The sequence below is a fragment of the Pseudomonas sp. SWRI179 genome, assembly GCF_014268705.1.
Lineage (GTDB): Bacteria > Pseudomonadota > Gammaproteobacteria > Pseudomonadales > Pseudomonadaceae > Aquipseudomonas > Aquipseudomonas zanjanensis.
Map to the genome: position 1 here is coordinate 92,796 of NZ_JABWRA010000002.1, position 25,095 is coordinate 117,890.

Genomic DNA, 25,095 nt, shown 5'->3' on the forward strand with positions numbered 1-25,095 from the left:
AGCGCTATAGAAGCAAAGTCTCTTCATTTGGGCATGATGAAAAGCTCATGCATAAGCCTGCTGAGCGCCAACTGCCTGGGTCACCAGCCAACGACGAAAGCTGGCAATGTGCGGTTGAGTCTCGATCCCTTTGGGACAGACAAAGTAATACGCCAAGGGCGATGCGACCGGCAGGTTGAAAAGCCTTTCAAGGCGGCCGTCATTGAGCTCGGCTTCGACATGCCCGCTGCGTGCCAGGGCGATGCCCTGTCCCAACAGCGCCGCCTCGATGGTCATGTTGGTGTCGGCGTAGCGAATGCTTTCCTTCAAGGTCGTGACCTCGACACCCACCTGGGCAAACCACTGCTCCCATTTCGGCACCAGCGCTGCGCCATCGCGCGTCAGCAGCGGATAGCGCAGCAATTCGGCTGCCGTTTGAGGTGTGCCAAAACGTGCGAGCAACACTGGGCTGGCGACAGGAAAAATCTGCTCGCGGAACAGAAACTCGGAGAACAGCGAAGGGAAATGACCGTTGCCCAGGCGGATAGCAACGTCTGGGTCTGCCGTCGAGAAGTTAATGGGGTTGTCGGTACTGTCCAGGGTCAGCAGGATTTCCGGATGGGCTTGCGCCAGATCCGCAAGCCTGGGCAGCAACCACTTCAAGGCGAAGGAATAGGTTGTGCTGACGCTCAACCGCTGCCGCCCGTTTTGCTCGCGCAAATCGGCCAGGGTGGCCTCGAGCTTCATGAAGAACTCCCGCACGATAGGCGCAAGCGCTGCGCCTGCCGAGGTCAGGTGCAGCGCGTTACCGCGATGAAACAGCTGCAATCCCCAGAGCTGCTCCAGATGCTTGAGTTGGTGGCTCACTGCGCTCTGTGTGACATGCAACTCCTCTGCTGCCGAGGTGAACGTGGCGTGCCGAGTAGCGGCTTCAAAGGCTCGCAGGCTCGAAGAAGGCGGGAGGTTTCGCATGAGGGTCCTCTCTATGAGTAAACCTTCATGCTAGCGCCTTTGCATCGCACGTTATAGCCAGCTGTTCGCCGGCCACTGAGTCAGGTGTCAGACGGTTGATCCTTCCGGCTTTCGGGACTGCCAGCGCAGAGACCATCCATGACCAGGTCCATCAATCTGGCGAGACGCGAGCGCCAATCGCTCTGGGAATCGATTTGCCAAATTCCTGCGGTGGCTAGGAAAAAGTCGTCGTGGGTAACCCCGCTACGAATCGTTCCGGCCTTTTCATTGGCCCTTAAAAGCGACTCGGCCGCGGCCTGGACGGGGGCGTATCCCGACTTCCCTGGGAACTCGTAAGTGGAGGCGGCTTGTCGTATCGCGGTCGCAAGCCCCGCCTTGGTCATTGCATATTCCGCGAGGCAGTCCATCCATTCCCGGAGGGCTTGCTTTGGGGGTTTTGTCGCGAGCAGCTCTTGCGCCAACGAGGCCACTTGCTGCATTTCGAATTGATAAACCTCGAATACCAGCTCCTCCCGATTGGCGAAATGGCGATAGAACGTGCCCTGCCCCACGCCGGCTTTCTTCGCAAGCGCGCTCAGCGGGACCGCAGGATCGAGTGTCAGCTCTGCCACTGCGACCTTCAGAATTCGTTCTCGATTTTTCTTGGCGTCAGAACGCATCGCCAATTCATCATTCTTGGGCAAAGTTTTTTTCCTGCGCTGCATTGCAAAGCGGACAGTTGTCCGGTAGTTTTTTAGCAAGTGGACAGCTGTCCGCTTGCGTACCCTTACCGGAGTTTACTATGAACAGCACGGGCAACACGATCCTGGTCACCGGCAGCACCTCAGGCATAGGCCTTGGCTTGGCGCTCAGGCTGCACAAGGCGGGTAACACCGTCATCATCGCGGGACGTCGCAAGGCTCTGCTCGACAAGATCGTGTCAGAACATCCAGGTATTGAATCGGTATTACTGGACGTCTCTGATCCGCAATCCATCCAGCGCACTTGCGAAACGCTGGCGATCAGTCACCCGAATCTGAACGTTCTCATCAACAACGCCGGCATCATGCACTGGGAGGATCTGACCGCTGCGCAAGACCTGAGCATCGCCGAAAATATCGTGACAACGAACCTGCTCGGCACGATTCGCATGGTGTACGCATTCATCCCCCAACTGATCAAGCAGCCCAGTGCGACAATCATCAACGTCAGTTCGGCTTTGGCATTCGTCCCGCTGCCTGCGACACCGACCTACAGCGCTACCAAAGCGGCCGTTCATTCGTTCACTCAAAGTCTTCGCGTGCAACTGGAAGCCTCGCCCGTCGAGGTGATCGAGCTTGCACCGCCAGGTGTGCGCACCACGTTGCTTGGGCAGGAAAATGACGAACACGCCATGCCTTTGGATGAGTTCTTGAATGAAATCTTCGAGCTGTTCGAGATATCTCCAACCCCACAAGAGCTTATCGTCGAGCGCGCAAAACCCTTGCGGTTTGCTGAGGCGAGCGGCTCGCACGATGAGATATTGAACATGCTTGCGGGCTACAAACCACCGACAGAGTGATATTGACCAGGCCATCGCTGCAGTCCTGAAAGAGCCTGCAGCGAGGCCCCTATAGCTTGCGCAATTCGCCACCCTCCTGCTTCAGACGCTCCAGATACGCAGTGGCATCCAGCAATTGATAAGGAAAGTACAGCCCTGGCGGAGTCGGTGGCTGGCCGTCCAACCCGATCAAACGTTCAAGAGTCATCGCGACGCTGAGGCCGGTCAAGGGGGCCGCGCCTGCCGGATGGATGAGCGCATGACGTGTCTGCAGCGGCTCGCCCTGGCTGTCTTCGCCAACGAGTTCGATGATGATCTCGGTGGACATCGGCCTGCCATGGCGGCGGGTTGAGCTTATTGCGGTGGCCAGGTTGAACTGGACATTCGGCGCGCCCGTCGCAGCCGCCAGGCCAACGACATCAATGGACGAGAAGCCGGTGGCCTCGATCTTCGTACCATCCACCGCGTGGAATCCTGCCTTGGAGTCCTCTCCTTCGCGCCAGACGAACACACCGTCGCGCCGTGTCAGCGCGGCGGGCAGCATCTTGTTCAAATGTTCAAAGTCGGTGGCGACGGTCGGACCGCCAGTATCCTGCTCATCGACCAGGGCGTTGATACGGATGTCCTGGACTCGGCCGAAGGCTCGGGCAATGCTCAGCGTCGACACGGTCGTCGCGCCGGCCATCCATTCGTAACCGAGGACAATCGGCGAAGCATCAGGCGTGTGCATGTACGTTGCGATTTCCGGCGCGATCTCGAAAACGCCAGAGGAGATGCTGAGGTGCGGCACACCGCGCTTTTGCGCAAAACGTAATCCGGCAAGGGCGTGGTCCATGTAAAAGACCACCACGGCGCTGACTGGACGATCGCCGAGCCCCAGGTCGTCGGCGTCGGCGTCAATCACCACGGCCTGCGCCCCGCCCATTCGCTCTGCGGCCCGCTGAGCCTTGGCAAGGTCGCGGCCACCGATCAGCAGGGGCACCTCGGGATGGGCGGCTCGTAGCGCCCGGGCGGTGTGATGGCCAATAGCGCCGGAACCGCCCATTAGCAAGATAGGATCAAGTGACATGGTGTGTTCTCCTCGTTTCCGGGTTTCATCCTGTCCGGAGCGTCAAACTCAACCGGGTGGTACTTAGCAGAAATTCGAGCGATGACTTTGATCTCGAAGTCGAACCCAGCGAGCCAGTTAACGCCAACGGCCCTCCAGTTCGGATAAGGCGCTTGCGAGAAGCGTTCACTTTTTGACGATTATGTTGCTAGTGGTTGTACATAGCTCGGATTAGGTGATTTGGATTGGGGGTGGATGGATGCCGCGTTTAACGCTGCTTCAAATACACCCCTGCCAGCCCGTCCGGTGACTGCGGCACAGCGTTGTAGCCAATGACCGCAAAGTTCTTCACCAGCTGGATGTGATACGGACCGTTTCTCCCGGCCGCTTGCGGCTCGCGCACGATGATCAGGTTATCGGTTTCCATCGGCACGATGTGGTGCTTGGTCACACCGTCTTTCAGGGTCACGGTGAATTCGGCGACTTCTTTTCCGTTGGCATCACGGTCCGGCAGTATCTGGAGATCCAGATCGGCGTCGCGCTCCAGGGCATCCTGGCGCATCCGGTAATGGCCACTGCGCTGGTCAGCGTCGACGTCGTCGATTTTAGCGACATCCAATTCCCGTTCTTCATCGTGCAACCGGACTGCCAATTGCCGGTGGTCGCCATTGACGTCGCTGATCCAGGTGCCGGTAAAAAGATAGGGCTCGACGTTTTCCCGGGAGATCCGCCAGGTACCCGTTTGACCGCCGTCGTCGGCATATTCATGGAGGCTGATAAGGTCGTCGTCAGCGTCGTCCCCAAACCCCAACAGCTTGATCGGCTCGCCATCGCCTGCCTCGGTAAAACGCACTTCGCCAATGATCACGGCGCCTTGCACCTGATACCAGAGTTCTACCGGGGACTTGCCGTCGAGGGTTCCGGCAAGGATCACCGGATCTTCCTTCTCCGGGCCTTCCAGGCGCGCTTGTTCACGCCACTGGCCGTCTTTCAATTCACCGGTGGTGCGTCGCGTGTAGCCGCTGGGCATGCTGGTGTTTTCGCCAGGGTCGGTGGGTTGGATTTTCTCCTCGGTGTTCGAGTAGAGCAGGACCAACTCATCGCCGCGCATTTTCCAGTGAGTGGCGCGACTCCAGCAGCAGTCGCGATCGGTTTGCGAAAGCAGGACGCCGTCCAACGGGCTCACCGAGAACATGCCTTTGCTGTCTTCCTTTGCCAGGTTCGTCAGGGCCGGGTTGAGGACCCATTGGGTTTTCTGCTGGTCTTGCAGGTAGACGTCGAATGCCGGTGTGTAGATCGCATCGGGATGGTTGCCGTTGCGAATCGCCAAGTCCTGGTGGCCGTCGAAGTTGAAGTCGTCGAAGTACAACAGGCTCTGGGGGCCGAGTAGCCAGTTGTCGACCTTGCCGTGGCGGTCCACGGGCACATTGCCGGCGGGCGTTTGCAATTGCTGCAGGACTTCGAGGGTTTTGCTGTCGCGCACGGAGAAATAGGCTTGCGCCAACTGATGCGGATCTTCCGGCGGCTCCGGGAACAGCACTTCGACCCGGTATTGGCCGCTGCGGTCATTCACCGAAAACACCCTTGGCTCAGCCGTGGCCGGGGCTACCAGAGTCGTGGAAAGAAGCACACCACCGACAAACGAACGCATCCACTCACTTCCTTGCTGAAATGTTGGGCGGCAGTGTAGCGACCCTCGTGATTCATCGCGAGAGACGACTGTTGCTATCAGATAGGCCCGGACTGTAACTGACGCCCTCCTCGTCCTTCGCTTACTGTCGAGGCTCATCCCTCGGAGTGATCCCCATGCCGGACACCGCCAATCTCTACCTGTTCGTGGCTGCTGTCGTGCTTCTGCTGATCGTTCCGGGGCCCAACATGGCCTTTGTCACCAGCCATGCGTTGGCCCACGGTTGGCGTGCCGGCGTCGCTGCGGCCCTCGGCATTTCCTTTTCGGACCTGCTGATGACGATGATGGTCAGCGCTGGCATTGGCGCGCTGGTGATGAGCTGGGCGCCGGCGTTCGACGTGCTGCGTCTGGCCGGGGCCGGTTATCTGCTCTGGCTGGCCTGGCAAGCACTGAGAACGCCGACCGCGACTCAGGACAGCCAACTGCAGGCAGCTTCGCTGTGGAAAATCTTATGCCGAGGCGCCCTCAACAGTCTTTTGAATCCCAAGGCGCTGCTGTTCTTCATGGTGTTCCTGCCTCAGTTCGTTGACGTCAAGGCTGGCGGCGTGAGCCTGCAATTGATCTTCCTGGGAGCGTTGCTGGCACTGATTGCCCTCGTCTTCCATGCCCTGCTGGGTGTTTGCGCCGCACAGCTCAGGACGAAACTGGCGAACGGTGGGTTTTCAAGACGCCTGGGCACGTATGGTTTTGCCGGCGTCATGGCAGCGCTGGCGGCACGCCTGTTGTTTCTTGATCGACCACTTTGACCCGCGACGCCTCAGGGCTGTCCTATGCTTACCTCATCCACTGCGAAGCCGGAATAATGTCGTCGCCCGAAACCAAACTCCTCCAAAGTTGGCACCACAATGCCCAGGCCTGGATCGAAGCCATCCGCAGCGGTGCCATCGAAAGCCGTCGGACAGTCACCGACCAGGCCATGCTGCTGGCAGTGCAGAGCCGCCGGCCCGAACGCGTGCTGGATCTGGGCTGCGGCGAAGGTTGGTTGTTGCGGGCGCTGGCTGAACGGGGCATCGAAGCGGTGGGTGTGGATGGCGACGCGACGCTGGTCGAAGCGGCCCGTGCGTCAGGTTCCTCGCCGGTGCATCTGGCAAGTTATGAAGCACTGGTGGAGACGACGGTGGACGTCGGCAGCGGCTACGACCTGATCTGCGCCAACTTCGCCCTGTTGCACCAGGACATCATCCCGTTGCTCGCCGCGATGAACGCCCTGCTCAGCCCAGGCGGCGCGCTGGCGCTCCAGACGCTGCATCCCTGGACCGTGGCGGCGGGCAATTATCAGGACGGCTGGCGCGAAGAAACCTTCGATGGGTTCAAAGGCCAATGGCAGCCCATGCCATGGTACTTGCGCACCTTGTCCAGTTGGCTCAACGCCTTGGAGATGGCGGGTTTCCGACTGGTAAGCCTGCAAGAGCCACAGCACCCGCAAAGCCCGGTGCCGCAGTCGTTATTGCTGGTGGCCGAGCAATCCCCCTCATGGCGTTAGCGACTCGACGGTAAAACAGCCCGAGCGATAAACCCTGTGCGCCTGCATGCCGCGCTTTTGCAGGGCTTTCCTGACGGCTCTGAGAAACATGCCGTGGGAGACGATGATTGTGGTCTTCCCAGCTTCGCCGCCGACTCTGTAAAGCTCAGCGGCCACACCGAGCGCCCGCTGGTGTTCGGCTTTTCGGCTGGCGGCCCCCAGTGAAATCCCCAACAACCAAAGGATCCTGTGCAACGCGAACCAATGCCTCAAGCCCATCTTCAGGACGGGAATGCTGCTTAACCGCAGGTCAAACTCACGTAAACGAGCATCCTGTTGGATACGCGCCACGTCGAACAACCGGCAGGCCGTCGCGTAGGCTCTGTTGACGGGCGAGGACATGATGTTGGCTTCGCTCGCGAGGAGCATTTGAGATACGTTTGGCTGGCTCAGGAAGGCTGCAATTTCAGCCTCATCGATGGATGATGTCTGGTTGTATTCATCCAGCCGAAGCTTGGCCGAACGGGCATTGCAGGGTTTGTAATCGATCAACGGTGTGGCATGGCGTATCAGGTAAATCACGGCAACAGCTCCTTGTTTCCCGGCAAATCCCTTTCGAAGCGCACCTGTATACAGGCAAAGACGCCATTCAGCGAGTGCCATGCAGCTTATTCAGGGGCTACATCTGTGGCGAGGGAGCTTGCTCCCGCTGGGCTGCGCAGCAGCCCCAAACCCATTCAACCCAATGCATCAGGAAAATACGGTTGGCGGGTTGTTACGACGGCTGCGCCGCCGAGCGGGAGCAAGCTCCCTCGCCACAGGTTGAGGAGGTCTTACCAAAGCGCCACGGTGTAGCTAACGATCAACCGATTCTCATCCAGGTTATTGCCAAAATTCGAGCGTACCGTCGCGTTGCGCCATTTCAAGCCCAGCCCTTTCAACCTGCCGTCTTGCACCACATAGGCAATATCGGTGTTGCGCTCCCACTCCTTGCCTTCGCCCGGGGCGCTGCGCTGGACGTTGTCGCCAGTGATGTAGCGGGTCATGAAGGTCAACCCGGGTACGCCAATGGCGGCAAAGTTGTAGTCATAACGCGCTTGCCAGGAACGCTCGTCGATGTTGGCGAAATCGCCGATCTGCACGAAGTTGACCAGGTACGGATCACTGCGACCGATGTAGGGGAACGGATCGTCACCGCTCATGCGCTGATAACCCAGGCCCAACGCATGACCCGCCAGGCTGTAGGTGAACAAGGCGCCGAAAGCCTGGTTGTCGAGTTCGCGGAAACTGCCGTCTTCGGTACTGCGCGAATAACGCACGTCACTCTTGAATAACTGCCCTGCGCCCAGGTCCAGGGTGTGGACGAACCCGAGATAATTTTGCTGGTAAATGTCTTCCAACTGGCTATAGCGGTATTGCGCCGTGAGGTTCGGCAGGAACTGATAGTCCGCCCCGGCGAACTGAAACCTGTCGCTGCTGCCGCCAATGCGGTTGGCGGTCATGTCCTGGTAGTCGGTGGAGTCGACAAAGTTGATCTGGGTGAGTTGCCCGGCGGTCAGCTTCAAGCGATCGATTTCCTGCACGTTCAGCAAGCCGCCCTTGAACGTGCCCGGCAACAGGCGCGTGTCGTTGGAACTCACCGCCGGGTCCTTGATCTGCAACGTGCCCAGCTTCAAGGTGCTCTTGGACAGGCGCGCCTTGGCGGTCAGGCCCAGTTCGCCATAACGGTCCTGGGAGCCGCCCGACAGATCCGCCGGCAACAGATTGGTGCCAGCCGTGCCGCCGCCGGAGTCCAGTTTGAAGCCGGCCATGCCCAAGGCATCGAGGCCGAAACCCACGGTTCCGGCGGTGTATCCCGATTCCATTCGCAGCAGGAAACCCTGGGCCCATTCCTCGGCCTTGTCCCGCGCTCCGTCCTGGCGGAAGTCGCGGTTGAAGTAGAAGTTGCGAGCCTCCAGGTTGCCTTTGCTGTCGGCGATGAAATCGGCCTGGGCGTTCGGCACGCCGATCAGGCTCAGGCCGAGCAAGGTGCCCGCCGAGGTCCAGGTCCATCGAGGGAATGTGGCGTGTTGCATGGCGCGCTCCTTTTATGGGCGCGAGCGAACCCTCCAGGGGCTCTGCGCACGCCTCTTTATTGTTGTCATGGGGATGCCGGCGCAGTGGGCTTGCGTCGTGGAGCGGATTCTTTGTGTCGAATCGGCGCAGCGTCAAACGGGAAAAAAGCCGGATCGGCCATAAGAAAATTTGATGCGCCCGATGGCCCGATCTGGAGTAACAATTGCAATCATAAGAACCACACGCACCAAGAGAGCCTCCATGAACCTCAAATTCCTCGAAACCTTCGTCTGGGTTGCCCGGCTGCAAAGCTTCAGCCTCACCGCCGAGAAGATGTTCAGCACCCAGGCGGCGATCTCGAGCCGGATCGCCTCGTTGGAAGAGGAGTTGGGCCTGCGCCTGTTCGTGCGGGATTCCCGTGGGGTCTCGCTGACGCCCGAAGGCCTCAAAGTGCTCGACTACGCCGAGCAGATGCTCGACGTCCAGCGTGCGTTGAAGCAGTCACTGGACACCAGCAGCCCGCAGCAAGGCCTGGTGCGCATCGGCGTGATGGATACGGTGATCCACACCTGGCTCAGCCCGCTGATGTCGATGCTGATGCAGGCGTTCCCCGCCGTGGAAATCGAGATCACCGCCGATGCCGCGCGCAACCTCTGTGAGCAACTGCAGAAAGGCTACCTGGACATCGTGTTCCAGACCGATCTGGTCCGCCACGAAAGCGTGCGCAACCTGGAACTGGGCCACTACCCCATGCACTGGATCGCCGCGAGCCAATCGATCTATGCCCGGCCCTATGCGTCGCTGGTGGAGATGGCCGGCGAGCGCATCATCACTTTCGTCAAGCATTCGCGTCCGCATCAGGACGTGCTCAACCTGCTGTACGCCCACGGGGTGAGTGCGCCGCGAGTCAGTTGCGTCAATTCGGTCTCGGCCATGACCCGGCTGATTCGCGACGGCTTCGGCATCGGCGCCTTGCCGGCCGCGCTGGTGGCCAAGCCCCTGGCCAGTGGCGAATTGATCCAACTCGACCCCGGCACCGCCCTGCCCCAACTGGACGTCGTGGCGTCCTGGCGCGCTGGCGTCGGCCTGGAGTTGATTGAAAATATCGTCCAGATGAGCCGCCAGGTGGTCAGCCAGTACGCCGTCGATGTCGGGCCATTGCGCATGGTGGCGGCCCCCGGGCTGAACAGCCAAGCGCCTCTCGAATAACTTTTAGTTGTCGCGGGGTACCAATATTCCTTGTTGGACGTCATCGCCACGCTGTTCCCAAAGTAGCGAACGACCACTTGGAGAACCCGTGATGACGTCCTTCGAACAATTACAACAATGCTCACCCGTTGCCCTGCGCCAAAGCATCGCCGCCGGCCAATACCAAGGCCATACCAGCGGCCTGGGCCAAGGTCGCGTGCAAGCCAATATCGTGATATTGCCCGGCGACTGGGCCAATGAATTCCTGCGCTACTGCACCCTCAACCGCCAGGCCTGCCCGGTGCTGGACGTGACCGAGCCAGGGGACCCGTTCTTTCGCAACCTGGGTGCCGCCATCGATATCCGTCATGAAGTGCCTCAATACCGGGTCTACCGCAACGGCGAGTTGAACGAATCGCCCCTGGACATCGAACACTTGTGGCAGGAGGACCTGGTGGCCTTCGCCCTCGGTTGTTCGTTCTCCTTCGAGCAACCGTTGCTGGAGGCCGGCATCCGTTTGCGGCACATTGAACTGGGGCGCAATGTGGCGATGTTCCAGACCAACATCGACACACGCCCCACCGCCCGATTGTCTGGCAAGATGGTGGTGACCATGCGACCGATGAAGGCCGCCGCGGCCATCCAGGCGATCCAGATCACCGGGCGCATGCCCAACGTCCACGGCGCTCCGGTGCATATCGGCGATCCGTCACTGATCGGCATTCAATCCCTCGACACGCCGGATTACGGCGACGCCGTGCCTGTGGAAGCCGACGAAATCCCGGTCTTCTGGGCCTGCGGCGTGACGCCTCAATCGGTGGTCCAGGCCTCGCGCCCACCGTTGTGCATCACCCACGCCCCGGGCTGCATGCTGGTGACGGACTTGTGGAACAGTGATTTGTAAGCCACGCACGACAAACTGAAGGGATACACGATGAACACGGCTCGGCAATCGATTCAACAGTACATCAATGCCAAGGACGGCAACCGCCCGCACCTGCTGGACCAGGCCTTTACGCCGACTGCTATTCTGGACATGGTCGTGCGCACCGGCGCCATCACGTTTCCTGGCCACGTTGAAGGCCGTACCGCCATTGGCGATGTGCTGGTCAGTCGCTTCGGCCAGACCTTCGAAAACGTCTACACATTCTGCCTGGCCGCCCCGCCGCCAGTAGACACCGAAGCGTTCCAGTGCAAATGGCTGGTGGCGATGTCGGACAAGAGCAGTGGCGAGGCGCGGGTCGGTTGCGGCCTGTATGACTGGCAGTTCGATCCGCAGTCGCGACTGGCCGAGGGATTGACCATCACCATTGAACACATGAAGACCCTGCCGGCGACCGATCTACCGAAGATCATGGCCTGGGCATCGAGGCTGGACTATCCGTGGTGCCTGCCGGAAGCGGCTGTCGATAACGTGCCGGTTCTGCATGAGTTGCAAGAAGTGGTCTTGTATATGGCTAATGCCGAGCAGTGAAGAATATGAAACCTGCCTAGCGACTGTGGGAGGGGATTTCTCTGTGGGAGCAAGCCTTGCTCCCACAGAGGGTGGGTGATAATCCTCTCGCCACAGTTTCCATGCTTTCCATGACTGCGCCAAGGAACCGCCCCAAGTGAACATCAAGTTTCTCGAAACCTTCGTCTGGGTGGCCCGCCTGAAGAGCTTTCGCCTCACCGCGGAGAAGCTGTTCACCACCCAAGCGTCCATCTCAAGCCGGATCGCCGCCCTGGAGGACGAAATGGGTGTGCGGCTGTTCGTGCGCGATTCCAAAGGGGTGTCGCTGACCTCCGAAGGCCAGCGCGTGCTGGAATACGCCGAGCGCATCATGGACACCATGCAAAGCATGAAAGCCGCGATCAAGGATCCGCGCCAGGTGCGCGGCCGGATCCGCATCGGTGCGATGGATACGGTGATCCACACCTGGCTCAGCCCCTTGGTCACTCGCCTGATGGAATGCTACCCGGCCCTGGAAATCGAATTGTCGGCCGACACCGCGAGCAACCTCTGCTCACAACTGGAAAAGGGCTACCAAGACATCATTTTCCAGACCGACATCCTGCGCCTGGACAGCGTGCGCAACGCATTGCTGACCCGTTATCCGATGCACTGGGTGGTACGCACCGGCTCCGCCTATGACCGCGCCTATGGGTCGCTGGAAGATTTGTCCCTGGAACGCATCGTGACCTTCTCGCGCAACTCCCGGCCCCACCAGGACATCCTCAACCTGCTGCACTCGGCCAACATCGTCTCGCCACGCATCAACTGCGTGAACTCGGCATCGGCCATCACCCGCCTGGTTCGCGACGGCTTCGGCATTGGCGCCATGCCCGCGGCGCTGGTGGTCGGTGAACTGGCCCAAGGCACCTTGACGTTGGTGGATGGCGTGCCACTGCCCTCGGTCATGGACATCGTCGCCAGTTGGCGAACCGGTGCCGGTATGGAGCGAGTGGAAGACATCGTCAGCCTGACCCGGGAAGTGGTTGGCGAGTTCGTCGCGCAACTGCCGGCCGGCTATCGGCTCGACATGAATTAAGCCGAGCATTCATTCCGTCATCAGATTTTCACACCGCTGACATACCGTGGGCACCGATTGATCCCCGTCCACTTCAATCGGTGAGCCCTTCAGCTGATGCAAGCATTCCTGAAAAACAGAACGCCCAAAGCACCGATTAAAACCCCGAATCACCCGCCACGCCGACATGACGCGCGGCGCGGCGAGATGCCCCGTGAGGAGGAGGTCTGCGTTCGGTTCCTGTCATGCGCAGACATCCCTTCCTTGCTGGAGCTCGAACAAAAGAAATGGACGGACGATCAACGAGCCGATGCCGCCATGCTTGCATCGCGGATCGCCGCATTCCCGGCCCTGAGTGTCGGTGCGTTTTGCGCACGCAGCGGCACGGCGCGGGCGTCGTTGTTCATGAAGCCGACCCGGCACGATCACATTCGCCAATGCTCGACCTGGGCCGACTGCGCCAGGAAACAGCACGGCGATGAATCCGCCAGGACTGGCGCGCTGTTTGGCATCAGCCTGAGTAGTGTCGACCCCAAGGCCGCGAACGCCGTTTTCGAGTTTTTCTGGCCCTACGCCCTGAAACAGGGCTGGTCGGACGTCTACCTTGGCTCCCCCGTTCCGGGCCTGCGGGACTGGCTGTCGAAGAATCCCGATACCCCGGTCACCCGCTACGTGCAAAGCCAGCGCCAGGGGCTGCCACTGGATCCCCAACTGCGCTATTACTTTAAAAAGGGATTTCGGCGAATTGTCGCGATCCGGGACAACTACTTTCCCCATGAGCCCTCATTGGACGTCGGCGTGCTGATCCAGGGCAAGGTGCCGCTGTCGGGGCTGTCGTTCATCTGGAAAAGGCTCCCGCTGAGCTGGTTGCAGCGCATGAAAAAACTGTTCTTCGTGTGCTTGTGAATACCTCCCTTGCGCTGGAAGGCCAGGCGCGACCATTGGCTCACGATCGCAATTTCCGCCGTTTGCTGGCGTGCGCCGTGGCATCGATGGTGGGCGATCAATTCACCCTGGTCGCCTTTCCCTTGCTCATCATGGCGATATCGCCAGAGCCCATGACGCTTGGCTGGGCATTCGCCGCGCTGGCTCTGCCGCGGGCCCTGTTCCTGTTGACGGGCGGCTCGCTGGTCGACCGGTTTGGTGCCCGTTCGATCTGGATGTCTGGCTGCTACGGCAGTGCGCTGACCCTGGGCGGCCTGGCCTGGGCGCTCTACACCGGCCACGCGACGTTACCGATCATCTATGGGGCGGCGGCACTGTTGGGGCTGTTCAGCGCGCTCACGCTGCCGGCGGGCAGTGCGCTGGTGCCTGGTATTGTCGACCCGCGCGACCTGGAACGGGCCAACGGCATTTTCCTGGCCCTCAGGCAGTTGACCATCGCCATCGGACCGGTCGCCGCCGGCGGGCTCATCGCCCATGCCTTCCTACCCCTCGGCACGCGACCAGCGGCCAACGCTGCCCTGGACGGTTATGTCATCGCGTTTGCCCTCGATGCGCTGACCTTCGCGCTGTCCGCATTCGGGTTGCGAACCTTGCCTATCCGTCTGATTCCTGGTGGCGGAACAAGCCGCCATAGCACCACGGAAGGCTTGCGTTATTTCTTTCACAATCGCCCTCTGCGCACGTACCTGAGCTACATGGCAGCCATGACACTGCTCATGAGCGGGCCGGTGCAGGTCGCCTTGCCATTGCTGGCTCACGCACGCTTCACGCCTGAGGCCACCGCATTGGGATGGCTGTTCGGCGCCCAAGGGGCCGGCACGCTGCTCGGCATGCTGATGTTTACCGCCAGCCCAAAACTGCGAATCGTCAACCTGGGTGTCACGCTACTCGCTGTCGACGCCGCCATCGCCATGCTGGTAATGCCGCTGGGGTGGATCCATGCCCTTTGGCAAGGGGTGACCTTGCTGTTTGCCATTGGCGTCTTTGGCGGCTTCGTGCAGGTCATGGCGTTCACCTGGCTACAGCGGGCCTTGCCAGCACATTTGCTTGGGCGCGGCATGAGCCTGTTCATGCTGGTGTTTTTTGGGTTGGCACCCGTCTCGGCGGCGATATCGGGTTGGGTCTTGCAATGGGTGTCCATCGAGATCCTGTTCCTGGTCACTGGCGCCCTACTCCTGGCGGTCGTGTTTTTCTCCTATTTCGGGTCAGGCCTGAGGAGGCTCTCGGATGTTTAACCAAACCCATGAACCTGTCCAAGCCGCGCGGCCCGACCGTAGCGTTGAACGCGCCCGGTTGCTGGAGTGGGGACGCCCCGCCCCGTTGCGCCTGCTTGCCTGCACGGTTTTCGAATGGGTGCTCATTGTGGGGGCGGCTGGCCTGGCTATCCAGGCGGAGTCGATTTTCGCCACGGTGCTGGCCGTCGTGCTCATCGGCACCCGGCAACATGCGTTGCTCATTCTCATGCACGAGTTTTCACACCGCCAATTCAGCCGGACCCGCCCGGTACTCAACGACACGCTGGGGGATCTCCTGACGGCGCTTCCTTTTACCATCACCTTGTTCGGCTTCCGGCGAGACCACGCCGCCCACCACCTGCATACGGCCACCGAGCGTGATCCCAACTGGGTATCGTGCATAGGACAGGATCGGTTCACCTTCCCCAAGTCCAGTTTCGATGTGGTCATCCTGCTGATCAAGCATTGCGGCGGCCTGTACAGCCTCCACGAATTCAAAACGGCCCTGATGACATCGAAAATGGCCTCGCAATGTCCCCCTTCTACTCAATACCGGCAATGGATCTTTGCAATCGTGGTGGCCGCGCTCCTCACCGGGTTCCACTTATGGCTGGAGGCCCTGGTGTATTGGCTGGTTCCTATGTTCACGGTGCTGATGGTGCTGTTGTATTGGCGCGATGTGGCCGAGCACTTTGCATTGCCCCAACCCGGCCACGGTGTTTCTCGAACCGTCATTGCTCCTTGGTGGGAGCGCCTGTTGATTGCGCCTCATGGCGTGGGCTTTCATGCCGAGCACCATCGGTATCCCGCCGTACCCGGTTTTCGCCTGGCACAGGTGCACGCGGCGCTCATGGAAGACCCGGCGTATGTCGAGCGAGCGCACGTCACCCGAGGCTATTGCACGGGGCTGATACGCGAAGTCGCTGCCGATACCGCTGTAAGCTCACGCACGAGGAACTGACCGATGGACTCCATCCGACAGCAGACCACCGATCGTCCTGAACCCTTCTGGAACGACACACCGATCAAGACCTACCTGTTCGACGCGTTCTCGGTGCTGCTGCCCGCTGGCGAACAGTTCGTGATATCGGTGGTGGAGTCATCCGCCTTGCGCTTGCCGCCAACCTCGACGCTGGCTGAACAATCGCGCCGCTTCGTGGCCGAGGAACGCGCCCACCAGCGAGCGCACCGGTTGTACAACCAGCAATTGGAAAAGCAGGGGTTTGAGGTCCGAAAATACGAACACGGAATCGAAAAGGATCTCGATGCCTTGCGCAGCAAATTGTCACTCAATGCGCAGTTGTCCTTGGCCGCTGCGTTTGAACACGTGACAGCGGTCACGTCCCGGATCGCCTTGCGCGACGGTGGGCTGCTGTCGACCCGCGTCTCACCACAAACACGCCTGTGGCGCTGGCATTGCGCCGAGGAAGTCGCCCATCAGCACGTCACCACCGACCTGCTGCAGGCGCTGGGTGTCCCCTATTGGCAGCGCATTCTTTATTTTCTGGCAGCGTCGGCGCTCATGGCGTTCGATGTCCTGCGTCATCTGTTTGGCTTTGCTCGCCTGGACATCGCCCGGGGCCGTGTCAGCGCCAAACGACTGCGACAGGCGACGGGCCGGCTGCTGCTACGCGATGGCGCAAACCTGGCGTTGCTGGCCGCCGGATGGGCCGCCTACTTTCTACCGCTGAAAGCACCTGCGGCGGCGGACTGTCAGTGAACTGCAATATCCCCGACTTATTCTGAGCCCAGCGCACTGCGGCGAACGCGGGTTGTGCAGGTCGCCCACTCGGAATGATCCAGGGAATCCGCCATGAAGATCAGTGTATTCGGAAGTGGTTACGTAGGGTTGGTGCAAGCCGCCGTGTTGGCCGAAGTGGGCCATGACGTGGTGTGCATGGACATCGACGAGCGCAAGGTCGACAGCCTGCGGCAAGGCCAGGTGAGTATTTTCGAGCCCGGCCTGGCCACGCTGGTGCGTGAAGGGCTGGAGGCCGGGCGCTTGCACTTCACCTGTGACGAACAACTTGCCGTGCAACACGGCCAGGTGCTTTTTATCGCGGTGGGCACGCCCTCCCGGGACGATGGCAGCGCAGATCTGAGCCAGGTCCTGGTCGTTGGCGAGGCCGTCGCCCGCTACCGCGAGCAACCGCTCATTGTGGTGGAGAAATCCACCGTGCCGGTGGGCACCGGCGACGTCCTGCGGGCGCACATCGACAAATGCCTGCTCAAGGCCAGTCGCTTGCTGCAGTTCGATATCGTCTCCAACCCGGAATTTCTCAAGGAAGGCTCGGCGGTCGCCGATTGCCGTCGTCCAGACCGCATCGTGATCGGCTGCGAGCGCGATGAAGTGCGCGAAACCATGCGTGACCTGTACGCACCGTTCAACCGCAACCACGACCGGATCCTGTTCATGGACCTGCGCAGCGCCGAACTGACCAAATACGCCGCCAACGGCATGCTGGCGACCAAGATCAGCTTCATCAACCAGATCGCCGAACTGGCCGAACACCTGGGGGCCGACATCGAGTCCGTGCGCCTGGGCATCGGCGCCGACTCGCGCATCGGCTACCACTTCATCTACCCGGGATGCGGCTACGGCGGCTCGTGCTTTCCCAAGGACATGCGCGCCTTGATCCACACCGCCGAACAGGCCCATTGTTCCAGCGACTTGCTGCAAGCGGTGGAAGCCATCAACGGGCGGCAGAAACACAAACTGTTCGAACGGATCAACGCATTCTACCAGGGCGACCTGCGCGGCAAGACGTTCGCGCTGTGGGGCCTGGCCTTCAAGCCCAACACCGACGACATGCGTGACGCACCGAGCCGCACCCTGCTGGAATCGCTCTGGGCCGCCGGGGCCAGCGTCCGTGCGTATGACCCGGAGGCGATGCAGCAGACGCAACTGCTCTACCCCGACGAGACCCGACTCATGTTGATGGGCACGCCGGAATCGGTGTTGCCGGGCGCCGACGCGCTGGTCATCTGCACCGAATGGCAGCCCTTCAAGGCGCCGGACTTCGACCTGCTCCGGCAGCGGCTCAAGGCCCCGGTGATTTTTGACGGGCGCAACCTGTTTGACCCGGAGCGCATGGCCGACAAGGGCTTCACCTATTTCCCGATGGGCCGCGGGCAATCGCGCGGCCTGCCCATTGCCCAGCAGACCTGGTTCCCAGCCTCCAGAAGTGCTTGAGCGAGATCGTTACCTCAAAATTAATGCACTCAAACAGCATTAATATGAATTTGTAAGCGAGGGTTGTGACCGGCACACTGTGCACCGTTCCTCCCCCAACTGTTGGAACACTTAAAGGGCTTTCTGGGACCTCCCCGTAAGCCCCTTTTTTTGTTCGTTTTTTGGATTTTCGCTTAATGTTTTCTCGCTGGATCCCCGCCGCTATCAATACCCGTCCCACCGAATGGAGCCGCGCCGCCATCGGCATGGCATTGGGGACCCTGTTCAGTGTCTGGCTATGTGGCCAGGTCTTTGGCCTGGAGGTGGCACAACACCTGATCGGGCCCCTCGGTGCTTCGGCCGTGCTGTTGTTTGCCGTGTCATCGGGCGCCCTCGCCCAACCATGGTCGATTGTCGGCGGTTACCTGTGCGCGTCGGTCGTGGCGCTGCTGGTGGCCCATGTTCTGGGGCGTACGCTGGGCAGCGCCTGCCTGGCGGCCGGCATGGCGCTGGTGCTGATGTGCTGGCTGCGTTGCCTGCACCCGCCGGCCGGTGCCTTGGCGGCGACCTTAGTGCTGGCGGATCCGTCTATCGTTGCCCTGGACTGGCAGGCGGTCGGCGCGGCCATGCTGGCCGGCTCCGGGTTGCTCACCTTTGCGCTGGCCTACAACAACCTGACGCGGGTGCGCTATCCCAAGCGCGCCAGCGAACCGGTGGCCGTCATACCGGCTGACCACCCTCCCGTCGACCGCCAGGCCATCACCGCCGAAGACCTGAAATTGGCCCTGGCGGAAATGGAGGCATTCTTCGACGTCACCCCGGAAGATCTGGAACAACTCATCCACGTCAGCGAGCGAAATGCCAAGCGCCGCAGCATCACAGAGGTCCTTTCAAGTCGCGGTTGAGCCTGTGGCTGCTATAAATATGCAGACAGGACCTGCACGTATCCCGGTTGTGCAAGGCAAATTTGCACTGGTACGATCCTGATCGGGTACGCGCGACACAATTCATAAAAAACAATAAAAGCGGGGGTTAGCGATGACAGCTCAGGTTTCATCCCAAGCTGCGGAAACCATCGAAGCCGTGGCCCATGAGGTGCTGGTCGACGTTCGCAATCACGTTGGCCACTTGACCCTGAACCGCCCCGCCGGCCTCAATGCCCTGACCCTGGGCATGGTGCGCAGCTTGCAGCAACAACTCGATACGTGGGCACTCGACCCACAGATCCGCGCCGTGGTACTGCGTGGCGCCGGTGACAAAGCGTTCTGCGCCGGCGGTGATATCCGCTCGCTATACGACAGTCACAAACAAGGCGATACCCTGCACCAAGATTTCTTCGTCGAGGAATACGCCCTCGACCTGACGATCCACCACTACCGCAAACCGATCCTCGCCTTGATGGACGGCTTCGTGCTGGGCGGCGGCATGGGCCTGGTGCAAGGCGCCGACCTGCGGGTCGTGACCGAACGCAGTCGCCTGGGCATGCCAGAAGTCGCCATCGGTTATTTCCCCGACGTCGGCGGCAGTTATTTCCTGCCGCGCATTCCCGGTGAACTGGGGATCTACCTGGGGGTCAGCGGCGTACAGATCCGCGCCGCCGACGCGTTGTACTGCGGGCTCGCCGACTGGTACCTCGACAGCCGCAAGCTCAAGCAACTGGACGAGCGTCTCGATCGGTTGGAATGGCACGACACGCCGCTCAAGGATCTGCAAAGCCTGCTGGCCAAGCTCGGCCAGCAACAGCTCCCTGCCCCGCCCCTGGCCGACTTGCGCCCAGCCATCGACCATTTCTTTGCCCTGCCCGACGTACCGAGCATGGTCGAGCAGTTGCGCCAGGTCACCGTCGCCAACAGTCATGAATGGGCGGTGAAGACCGCCGACCTGCTGGACAGCCGCTCGCCCCTGGCCATGGCCGTGACCTTGCAAATGCTGCGGCGCGGCCGGCATTTGAGCCTGGAAGACTGTTTTGCCCTGGAGCTGCACCTGGACCGGCAATGGTTCGAACGCGGAGACCTGATCGAAGGCGTGCGCGCCTTGCTGATCGACAAAGACAAGAACCCGCGCTGGAACCCGCCGACCCTGGAGGCGCTGGACGCCGACCATGTGGCGAGTTTCTTCGACGGCTTCGACGACCACGGGAACTGAGCCATGCACGACCTCGAACTGACCGACGAACAAGTGATGATCCGCGACATGGCCCGGGATTTCGCCCGTGGTGAAATCGCCCCCCATGCCCAGGCCTGGGAAAAAGCCGGCTGGATCGACGACGCCCTGGTGGCGAAGATGGGCGAACTGGGCCTGTTGGGGATGGTGGTGCCGGAAGAATGGGGCGGCACTTATGTCGACTACGTGGCCTATGCCCTGGCGGTGGAGGAAATCTCCGCGGGCGACGGTGCCACCGGGGCGCTGATGAGCATCCACAACTCGGTGGGTTGCGGGCCGGTGCTGAATTTCGGCACCGATGAACAGAAGCAGACGTGGCTGGCGGAGCTCGCCAGTGGCCAGGCCATTGGCTGCTTCTGCCTGACCGAGCCCCAGGCCGGTTCCGAAGCCCACAACCTGCGCACCCGAGCCGAACTGCGCGATGGCCAATGGGTGATCAATGGCGCCAAGCAATTCGTCAGCAACGGCAAGCGGGCGAAGCTCGCGATTGTGTTTGCCGTGACCGATCCGGAGCTGGGCAAAAAAGGTATTTCGGCGTTCCTGGTGCCTACCGATACGCCGGGATTCATCGTCGATCGCACTGAACACAAGATGGGCATCCGCGCCTCGGACACCTGCGCGGTTACCTTGAACAATTGCACCATCCCCGAGGCCAATCTGCTGGGCGCGCGTGGCAAGGGCTTGGCCATTGCGCTGTCCAACCTGGAAGGCGGCCGCATCGGCATCGCGGCGCAAGCCCTGGGCATCGCCCGCGCAGCGTTTGAAGCGGCGCTGGCCTACGCCCGTGATCGTGTCCAGTTCGACAAGCCGATCATCGAGCACCAGAGCATCGCCAACCTGCTGGCCGACATGCATACCCGCATCAACGCCACCCGCCTGCTCATTCTCCACGCCGCCCGGCTGCGCAGCGCCGGCAAGCCGTGCCTGTCGGAAGCCTCCCAGGCCAAGCTGTTCGCCTCGGAAATGGCCGAAAAGGTCTGCTCCTCGGCCATACAGATTCATGGTGGGTATGGGTATCTCGAGGATTATCCGGTAGAACGCTACTACCGCGATGCGCGGATTACCCAGATCTACGAAGGGTCGAGCGAGATACAGCGAATGGTCATCGCCCGGGAGCTGAAACACTACCTGGTCTAGCGGCTGGAAAAGCATCGCGAGCAAGCTCGCTCCCACAGGGTTCAGCGGCGTACGCAAATACTGCGTACACCACCGATCCACTGTGGGAGCGAGCCTGCTCGCGAAAGCGTCAACAGCAACGCCGCATTACTTGTCCTGAAACTCCGCCGCACGCTTGGCCACGAACGCCGCCATGCCTTCCTTCTGGTCCTGCGTCGCAAACGCCGCATGGAATACCCGGCGTTCGAAACGCACGCCTTCGGACAGGCTGACTTCAAAGGCGCGGTTGACGCTTTCCTTGACCATCATGCTAATGGGCACCGACTTGGAGGCGATCAACGCTGCGGTTTTCAGCGCATCGTCCAGCAGTTCATCGGCCGGTACGATCCGCGCGACGATGCCGCAACGCTCGGCTTCCACCGCGTCGATGAAACGTCCGGTCAGGCACATTTCCATGGCCTTGGCCTTGCCCACCGCACGGGTCAGGCGCTGGGTGCCGCCCATGCCCGGCAGTACGCCGAGGTTGATTTCCGGCTGGCCGAACTTGGCATTGTCCCCGGCCAGAATGAAATCACACATCAACGCCAGCTCGCAGCCACCGCCCAGGGCAAAACCATTCACCGCGGCGATGATCGGCTTGCGGCGGTTGGCCACGCGGTCGCTGTCGCTGAACAGGTCGTCCAGGTAGATTTGCGGGTAGGTCAGCTCAGCCATTTCCTTGATGTCGGCCCCGGCGGCGAAGGCCTTTTTCGAACCGGTCAGCACGATGCAGCCAATCTTCGGGTCCGCCTCCAGGCTGTCCAGCGCCTGGTTCAGCTCGCTGACGATCTGCGCATTCAAGGCGTTCAAGGCCTGGGGACGGTTGAGGGTGATCAGGCCGACGCGGTCCTGGATCTCCAATAAAATCGTTTCGTAGCTCATGCAGGACTCCTGTTCAAAGATTGCGCGAAATGACCATGCGCTGAATGTCGCTGGTGCCTTCATAGATCTGGCAGACCCGCACGTCGCGGTAGATGCGCTCCAGCGGGAAATCATTGAGGTAACCGTAACCGCCCAGCGTCTGCAACGCCATGGAGCAGACCTTCTCGGCCATTTCCGAGGCGAACAGCTTGGCCATGGACGCTTCCATCAATGCTGGCTGGCCGTTGTCCCGCAGGGCGGCGGCGTAATGCACCATTTGCCGGGCCACGGCGATCTGGGTCGCCATGTCCGCCAGGCGGAACGCCACGGCTTGATGCTCGATGATCGGCTTGCCAAAACTGGAGCGTTCCCGCGCATAGTCCCGCGCCGCTTCGAACGCGGCCCGGGCCATGCCCACCGCTTGCGCCGCGATGCCCACCCGGCCGCCTTCCAGGTTGGCCAGGGCGATCTTGTAGCCCTCGCCCTCCTCACCCAGGCGATTACCCACCGGCACCTTCACATCCTCGAACAGAATCTGGCAGGTGTCGGACGCGTGCTGGCCGAGTTTATCTTCCACCCGCGCCACGCTGTAGCCCGGCGAATCGGTCGGCACGATGAAGGCACTGATGCCCCGCTTGCCGGCGCTCGGATCGGTCACCGCGAACACGATCACCACCCCGGCGTTCTGCCCGGAGGTGATGAACTGCTTGCAACCGTTGAGCACGTAATGATCACCCTCCAGCCGCGCTCGTGTCTTCAGGCTGCTGGCGTCCGACCCGGCCTGGGGCTCGGTCAGGGCGAACGCGCCCAGCATCGCGCCGCTGGCCAGGGGCGTGAGGAATTTCGCCTTCTGCTCATCGGTGCCGAACTTGAGGATCGGCACGCAGCCCACCGAATTGTGCACGCTCATGATGGTCGAGCATGCGCCATCGCCAGCGGCGATTTCCTCCAGGGTCATGGCATAGGCCAGGTAACCGGTGTCACAACCGCCCCACTGCTCCGGCACCAGCATGCCGAAAAAGCCCAGTTCGGCCATTTCGCCGATGGCTTCCCGGGGGAAACGGTGTTCACGGTCCCATTCGGCGGCGAACGGTTTCAGCCGCTCCTCGGCGAACTGCCGGGCCATGTCACGGATTTGGGTATGTTCTTCAGTCGGGAGCATGGTGATTCCTTAATACAAGCATTCGACGGCCATGGCCGTGGCTTCGCCGCCGCCGATGCAGATCGCCGCGACGCCGCGCTTCAAGCCTTTCTGGCGCAGGGCCGACAGCAGCGTCACCAGGATCCGTGCGCCAGACGCGCCAATCGGGTGGCCCAACGCACAGGCACCGCCGTGGACGTTGACCTTGTCATGGGCGATTTCCAGCTTGTCCATGGTCACCAGCCCCACCACGGCGAAGGCTTCGTTGACCTCAAACAGATCGACTTGATCCAGCGACCATCCGGTCTTTTGCATCAATTTCTTCACGGCACCAATCGGCGCAGTGGGAAACAGGCTCGGGGTATCGGCGAACGCCGCGTGACCGTGGATCACCGCCAACGGCTTGAGACCACGCTCGGCTGCCTGGCTTTGGCGCATCAGCACCAGGGCGGCGGCGCCATCGGAAATGGAACTGGCGTTGGCCGCCGTCACCGTACCGCCGTCGCGGAACGCCGGCTTGAGCGAGGCGATCTTGTCGATCCGCGCTTTCGGTGGCTGCTCGTCGTGGCGAATGGTCACTTGTTCCTTGCCGACCATGACCTGCAACGGCACGATCTCGGCGTCGAAACTGCCGTCCTTGATCGCCTGCTGGGCGCGGGTGGTGGAGGCAATGGCGAAGGCATCCTGGGCCTCGCGGCTGAAACCGTTGGCCTCGGCGCAATCTTCGGCGAAGGTGCCCATCAGCCGACCTTTGTCGTAGGCGTCTTCCAGGCCGTCGAGGAACATGTGGTCAAGCACCCGGCCATGGCCCATGCGGTAACCGCTGCGGGCACGGTCCAGCAGGTACGGCGCGTTGGACATGCTCTCCATGCCGCCGGCCACCACCACCTCGGCACTGCCGGCGATGAGCATGTCATGGGCCAGGATTGCCGCTTCCATGCCCGAACCGCACATCTTGTTGAGCGTGGTGCAGCGGGTCGACTTGTCGAGCCCGGCGCCCAGCGCGGCTTGACGCGCCGGGGCTTGGCCTTGGCCGGCGGCGAGCACGCAACCGAACAGCACCTCTTCAACCGCCTCCGGCGCGACACCGGCACGCTCCACGGCGGCCTTGATGGCGGCGGCACCCAGTTGTGGCGCGGTGAGGCTTTTCAGTTCGCCCTGGAAACCGCCCATGGGGGTGCGGACGGCGCTGACAATAACAATAGGATCGTTGGACATCATGAATCCTCCTGACTTATTTGGCTGCCATACGCAAGGCGCCGTCGAGACGGATCACCTCGCCGTTGAGCATGCTGTTTTCAATGATATGCCTGACCAGCGCCGCGTACTCGGAAGGTTTGCCCAGGCGCGGTGGGAACGGCACGCCGGCGGCCAGGGAGTCGCGCACTTCCGGGGTCATGCCGGCCATCATCGGGGTTTCGAAAATTCCCGGCGCAATGGTCATTACCCGAATACCGAAGCGCGCCAACTCACGAGCGGCCGGCAGTGTCAGGCTGGCGATGGCGCCTTTGGAGGCCGCGTAAGCCGCCTGGCCGATCTGCCCGTCGAAGGCCGCCACGGAAGCGGTGTTGATGATCACCCCGCGCTCGCCGTCCGCGTTGGCCTCGGTTTCGGCAATGGCCGCGGCGGCCAGGCGCAGCAGGTTGAAGCTGCCGATCAGGTTGACATTGATCACCTGGCTGAAGCTGGCCAGTGCGTGGGGGCCGTTCTTGCCGAGGATCTTCTCGCCGCGCACGATACCGGCGCAATTCACCAAGCCATTCAGACCACCGAACGCATCGACCGTGGCCTTGACCGCCGCTTCAGCCGCCGCCTCGTTGCTGATATCGGCCACCACGCTCTGGCACCCCAGTTTTTGCGCCTGGGCAGCCACGGCGTCGGCGTTGAGGTCCACCAGCATCACCTGGGCGCCGGCCTTGACCAGCATTTCACCGGTGGCCGCGCCGAGGCCGGAAGCACCGCCGCTGACGAGGAAAATCTTGTTGTCGATCTGCATCATG

The 25,095-nt window shown here is 61.4% G+C and carries 25 protein-coding genes and 1 pseudogene; 15 read left to right on the forward strand and 11 right to left on the reverse strand.

Going from position 1 to position 25,095, the window contains the following annotated elements:
• Positions 1-45 precede the first annotated feature (45 nt).
• Positions 46-951 carry a transcriptional regulator GcvA gene (gcvA, locus tag HU767_RS01775; protein ID WP_186728339.1) on the reverse strand — a complete coding sequence of 302 codons (906 nt, stop codon included), beginning with the start codon at positions 949-951 and terminating at the stop codon, positions 46-48.
• A gap of 80 nt (positions 952-1,031) precedes the next feature.
• Positions 1,032-1,610: a TetR/AcrR family transcriptional regulator gene (locus HU767_RS01780; RefSeq protein ID WP_186705757.1), complete on the reverse strand. Its 579-nt coding sequence runs from the start codon at positions 1,608-1,610 to the stop codon at positions 1,032-1,034.
• Positions 1,611-1,732: 122 nt separating this feature from the next.
• Between HU767_RS01780 and HU767_RS01785 the strand changes: the two genes are divergently transcribed.
• On the forward strand, positions 1,733-2,491 hold the full coding sequence (locus HU767_RS01785) for an SDR family NAD(P)-dependent oxidoreductase (protein ID WP_186705602.1): 759 nt from the start codon (positions 1,733-1,735) through the stop codon (positions 2,489-2,491).
• A 49-nt stretch (positions 2,492-2,540) separates the two neighbouring features.
• Here the strand turns inward: HU767_RS01785 and HU767_RS01790 are convergent, their stop codons facing one another.
• From HU767_RS01790 to HU767_RS01795, 3 genes and pseudogenes are all read right to left on the reverse strand, one after another.
• Positions 2,541-3,539 carry an NAD(P)-dependent oxidoreductase gene (locus tag HU767_RS01790; RefSeq protein ID WP_186728340.1) on the reverse strand — a complete coding sequence of 333 codons (999 nt, stop codon included), beginning with the start codon at positions 3,537-3,539 and terminating at the stop codon, positions 2,541-2,543.
• 71 nt (positions 3,540-3,610) lie between these two features.
• A pseudogene (locus tag HU767_RS28675) lies at positions 3,611-3,706 on the reverse strand (RidA family protein); the annotation flags it as partial.
• A gap of 80 nt (positions 3,707-3,786) precedes the next feature.
• The gene (locus HU767_RS01795) at positions 3,787-5,169 is read right to left on the reverse strand and encodes a hypothetical protein (RefSeq protein ID WP_186728341.1); all 1,383 of its coding nucleotides are present in this window, start codon (positions 5,167-5,169) and stop codon (positions 3,787-3,789) included.
• 155 nt (positions 5,170-5,324) lie between these two features.
• On the opposite strand from HU767_RS01795, the gene HU767_RS01800 reads away from it, so the two are divergent.
• Both HU767_RS01800 and HU767_RS01805 read left to right on the forward strand, forming a co-directional pair.
• Positions 5,325-5,954, forward strand: a complete 630-nt coding sequence (locus tag HU767_RS01800; protein ID WP_186728342.1) for a LysE family translocator — start codon at positions 5,325-5,327, stop codon at positions 5,952-5,954.
• 56 nt (positions 5,955-6,010) lie between these two features.
• Positions 6,011-6,691: a class I SAM-dependent methyltransferase gene (locus tag HU767_RS01805; protein WP_186728343.1), complete on the forward strand. Its 681-nt coding sequence runs from the start codon at positions 6,011-6,013 to the stop codon at positions 6,689-6,691.
• Here HU767_RS01805 and HU767_RS01810 read toward each other — a convergent pair.
• Positions 6,680-7,252, reverse strand: a complete 573-nt coding sequence (locus HU767_RS01810) for a histidine phosphatase family protein (RefSeq protein WP_186728344.1) — start codon at positions 7,250-7,252, stop codon at positions 6,680-6,682. The genes HU767_RS01805 and HU767_RS01810 overlap by 12 nt on opposite strands.
• A gap of 251 nt (positions 7,253-7,503) precedes the next feature.
• Positions 7,504-8,745 (reverse strand): OprD family porin, encoded by a 1,242-nt coding sequence (locus HU767_RS01815; protein ID WP_186728345.1) that lies wholly within the window; start codon positions 8,743-8,745, stop codon positions 7,504-7,506.
• Positions 8,746-8,986: 241 nt separating this feature from the next.
• Here HU767_RS01815 and HU767_RS01820 point away from each other — a divergent pair, with 241 nt between their 5' ends.
• The 12 genes from HU767_RS01820 (at position 8,987) to HU767_RS01875 (ending at position 21,075) form a co-directional block, all read left to right on the forward strand.
• The gene (locus HU767_RS01820) at positions 8,987-9,934 is read left to right on the forward strand and encodes a LysR family transcriptional regulator (RefSeq protein ID WP_186705595.1); all 948 of its coding nucleotides are present in this window, start codon (positions 8,987-8,989) and stop codon (positions 9,932-9,934) included.
• A 91-nt stretch (positions 9,935-10,025) separates the two neighbouring features.
• Positions 10,026-10,817 (forward strand): putative hydro-lyase, encoded by a 792-nt coding sequence (locus HU767_RS01825; protein ID WP_186728346.1) that lies wholly within the window; start codon positions 10,026-10,028, stop codon positions 10,815-10,817.
• Positions 10,818-10,847: 30 nt separating this feature from the next.
• Positions 10,848-11,387, forward strand: coding sequence for a hypothetical protein (locus HU767_RS01830; RefSeq protein ID WP_186705593.1), 540 nt, complete (start codon positions 10,848-10,850; stop codon positions 11,385-11,387).
• 136 nt (positions 11,388-11,523) lie between these two features.
• Positions 11,524-12,444 (forward strand): LysR family transcriptional regulator, encoded by a 921-nt coding sequence (locus HU767_RS01835; RefSeq protein WP_186705592.1) that lies wholly within the window; start codon positions 11,524-11,526, stop codon positions 12,442-12,444.
• 297 nt (positions 12,445-12,741) lie between these two features.
• Positions 12,742-13,329: a hypothetical protein gene (locus HU767_RS01840; RefSeq protein ID WP_225917576.1), complete on the forward strand. Its 588-nt coding sequence runs from the start codon at positions 12,742-12,744 to the stop codon at positions 13,327-13,329.
• A complete protein-coding gene (locus HU767_RS01845) occupies positions 13,326-14,603 on the forward strand; it encodes an MFS transporter (RefSeq protein WP_346343454.1) in 1,278 nt (425 codons plus the stop codon). Before HU767_RS01840 ends, HU767_RS01845 begins: the two co-directional genes overlap by 4 nt.
• Entirely contained in the window at positions 14,596-15,564 is a 969-nt protein-coding gene (locus HU767_RS01850) for a fatty acid desaturase family protein (RefSeq protein ID WP_186728349.1), read from the forward strand. The genes HU767_RS01845 and HU767_RS01850 overlap by 8 nt, the downstream gene beginning before the upstream one ends.
• A gap of 3 nt (positions 15,565-15,567) precedes the next feature.
• The gene (locus HU767_RS01855) at positions 15,568-16,323 is read left to right on the forward strand and encodes a metal-dependent hydrolase (RefSeq protein WP_186728350.1); all 756 of its coding nucleotides are present in this window, start codon (positions 15,568-15,570) and stop codon (positions 16,321-16,323) included.
• Positions 16,324-16,416: 93 nt separating this feature from the next.
• Positions 16,417-17,796, forward strand: coding sequence for a UDP-glucose/GDP-mannose dehydrogenase family protein (locus tag HU767_RS01860; protein WP_186728351.1), 1,380 nt, complete (start codon positions 16,417-16,419; stop codon positions 17,794-17,796).
• 176 nt (positions 17,797-17,972) lie between these two features.
• Positions 17,973-18,680: an HPP family protein gene (locus HU767_RS01865; RefSeq protein WP_186705586.1), complete on the forward strand. Its 708-nt coding sequence runs from the start codon at positions 17,973-17,975 to the stop codon at positions 18,678-18,680.
• A 133-nt stretch (positions 18,681-18,813) separates the two neighbouring features.
• The gene (locus HU767_RS01870) at positions 18,814-19,920 is read left to right on the forward strand and encodes an enoyl-CoA hydratase/isomerase family protein (RefSeq protein ID WP_186728352.1); all 1,107 of its coding nucleotides are present in this window, start codon (positions 18,814-18,816) and stop codon (positions 19,918-19,920) included.
• A 3-nt stretch (positions 19,921-19,923) separates the two neighbouring features.
• The gene (locus tag HU767_RS01875; protein ID WP_186705584.1) at positions 19,924-21,075 is read left to right on the forward strand and encodes an acyl-CoA dehydrogenase family protein; all 1,152 of its coding nucleotides are present in this window, start codon (positions 19,924-19,926) and stop codon (positions 21,073-21,075) included.
• 126 nt (positions 21,076-21,201) lie between these two features.
• Here HU767_RS01875 and HU767_RS01880 read toward each other — a convergent pair whose 3' ends face one another.
• From HU767_RS01880 to HU767_RS01895, 4 genes are read right to left on the reverse strand one after another with little or no spacing between them, the layout of a single operon-like run.
• The gene (locus tag HU767_RS01880) at positions 21,202-21,975 is read right to left on the reverse strand and encodes an enoyl-CoA hydratase (protein WP_186728353.1); all 774 of its coding nucleotides are present in this window, start codon (positions 21,973-21,975) and stop codon (positions 21,202-21,204) included.
• Between the two features lie 13 nt (positions 21,976-21,988).
• Complete coding sequence (locus HU767_RS01885; RefSeq protein ID WP_186728354.1) at positions 21,989-23,116, reverse strand: acyl-CoA dehydrogenase; 1,128 nt, start codon at positions 23,114-23,116, stop codon at positions 21,989-21,991.
• Positions 23,117-23,125: 9 nt separating this feature from the next.
• Positions 23,126-24,316 (reverse strand): acetyl-CoA C-acyltransferase, encoded by a 1,191-nt coding sequence (locus tag HU767_RS01890; protein WP_186705582.1) that lies wholly within the window; start codon positions 24,314-24,316, stop codon positions 23,126-23,128.
• 13 nt (positions 24,317-24,329) lie between these two features.
• On the reverse strand, positions 24,330-25,091 hold the full coding sequence (locus HU767_RS01895) for an SDR family NAD(P)-dependent oxidoreductase (protein WP_186705581.1): 762 nt from the start codon (positions 25,089-25,091) through the stop codon (positions 24,330-24,332).
• Positions 25,092-25,095: the final 4 nt, after the last annotated feature.

Coding starts and splice junctions, on each gene's coding strand:
- gcvA (WP_186728339.1), bottom strand. CDS start 951: ATGCGAAACCTCCCGCCTTCTTCGAGCCTGCGAGCCTTTGAAGCCGCT.
- HU767_RS01780 (WP_186705757.1), bottom strand. CDS start 1,610: ATGCGTTCTGACGCCAAGAAAAATCGAGAACGAATTCTGAAGGTCGCA.
- HU767_RS01785 (WP_186705602.1), top strand. CDS start 1,733: ATGAACAGCACGGGCAACACGATCCTGGTCACCGGCAGCACCTCAGGC.
- HU767_RS01790 (WP_186728340.1), bottom strand. CDS start 3,539: ATGTCACTTGATCCTATCTTGCTAATGGGCGGTTCCGGCGCTATTGGC.
- HU767_RS01795 (WP_186728341.1), bottom strand. CDS start 5,169: ATGCGTTCGTTTGTCGGTGGTGTGCTTCTTTCCACGACTCTGGTAGCC.
- HU767_RS01800 (WP_186728342.1), top strand. CDS start 5,325: ATGCCGGACACCGCCAATCTCTACCTGTTCGTGGCTGCTGTCGTGCTT.
- HU767_RS01805 (WP_186728343.1), top strand. CDS start 6,011: ATGTCGTCGCCCGAAACCAAACTCCTCCAAAGTTGGCACCACAATGCC.
- HU767_RS01815 (WP_186728345.1), bottom strand. CDS start 8,745: ATGCAACACGCCACATTCCCTCGATGGACCTGGACCTCGGCGGGCACC.
- HU767_RS01820 (WP_186705595.1), top strand. CDS start 8,987: ATGAACCTCAAATTCCTCGAAACCTTCGTCTGGGTTGCCCGGCTGCAA.
- HU767_RS01825 (WP_186728346.1), top strand. CDS start 10,026: ATGACGTCCTTCGAACAATTACAACAATGCTCACCCGTTGCCCTGCGC.
- HU767_RS01830 (WP_186705593.1), top strand. CDS start 10,848: ATGAACACGGCTCGGCAATCGATTCAACAGTACATCAATGCCAAGGAC.
- HU767_RS01840 (WP_225917576.1), top strand. CDS start 12,742: ATGCTTGCATCGCGGATCGCCGCATTCCCGGCCCTGAGTGTCGGTGCG.
- HU767_RS01850 (WP_186728349.1), top strand. CDS start 14,596: ATGTTTAACCAAACCCATGAACCTGTCCAAGCCGCGCGGCCCGACCGT.
- HU767_RS01855 (WP_186728350.1), top strand. CDS start 15,568: ATGGACTCCATCCGACAGCAGACCACCGATCGTCCTGAACCCTTCTGG.
- HU767_RS01860 (WP_186728351.1), top strand. CDS start 16,417: ATGAAGATCAGTGTATTCGGAAGTGGTTACGTAGGGTTGGTGCAAGCC.
- HU767_RS01865 (WP_186705586.1), top strand. CDS start 17,973: ATGTTTTCTCGCTGGATCCCCGCCGCTATCAATACCCGTCCCACCGAA.
- HU767_RS01870 (WP_186728352.1), top strand. CDS start 18,814: ATGACAGCTCAGGTTTCATCCCAAGCTGCGGAAACCATCGAAGCCGTG.
- HU767_RS01875 (WP_186705584.1), top strand. CDS start 19,924: ATGCACGACCTCGAACTGACCGACGAACAAGTGATGATCCGCGACATG.
- HU767_RS01880 (WP_186728353.1), bottom strand. CDS start 21,975: ATGAGCTACGAAACGATTTTATTGGAGATCCAGGACCGCGTCGGCCTG.
- HU767_RS01885 (WP_186728354.1), bottom strand. CDS start 23,116: ATGCTCCCGACTGAAGAACATACCCAAATCCGTGACATGGCCCGGCAG.
- HU767_RS01890 (WP_186705582.1), bottom strand. CDS start 24,316: ATGATGTCCAACGATCCTATTGTTATTGTCAGCGCCGTCCGCACCCCC.
- HU767_RS01895 (WP_186705581.1), bottom strand. CDS start 25,091: ATGCAGATCGACAACAAGATTTTCCTCGTCAGCGGCGGTGCTTCCGGC.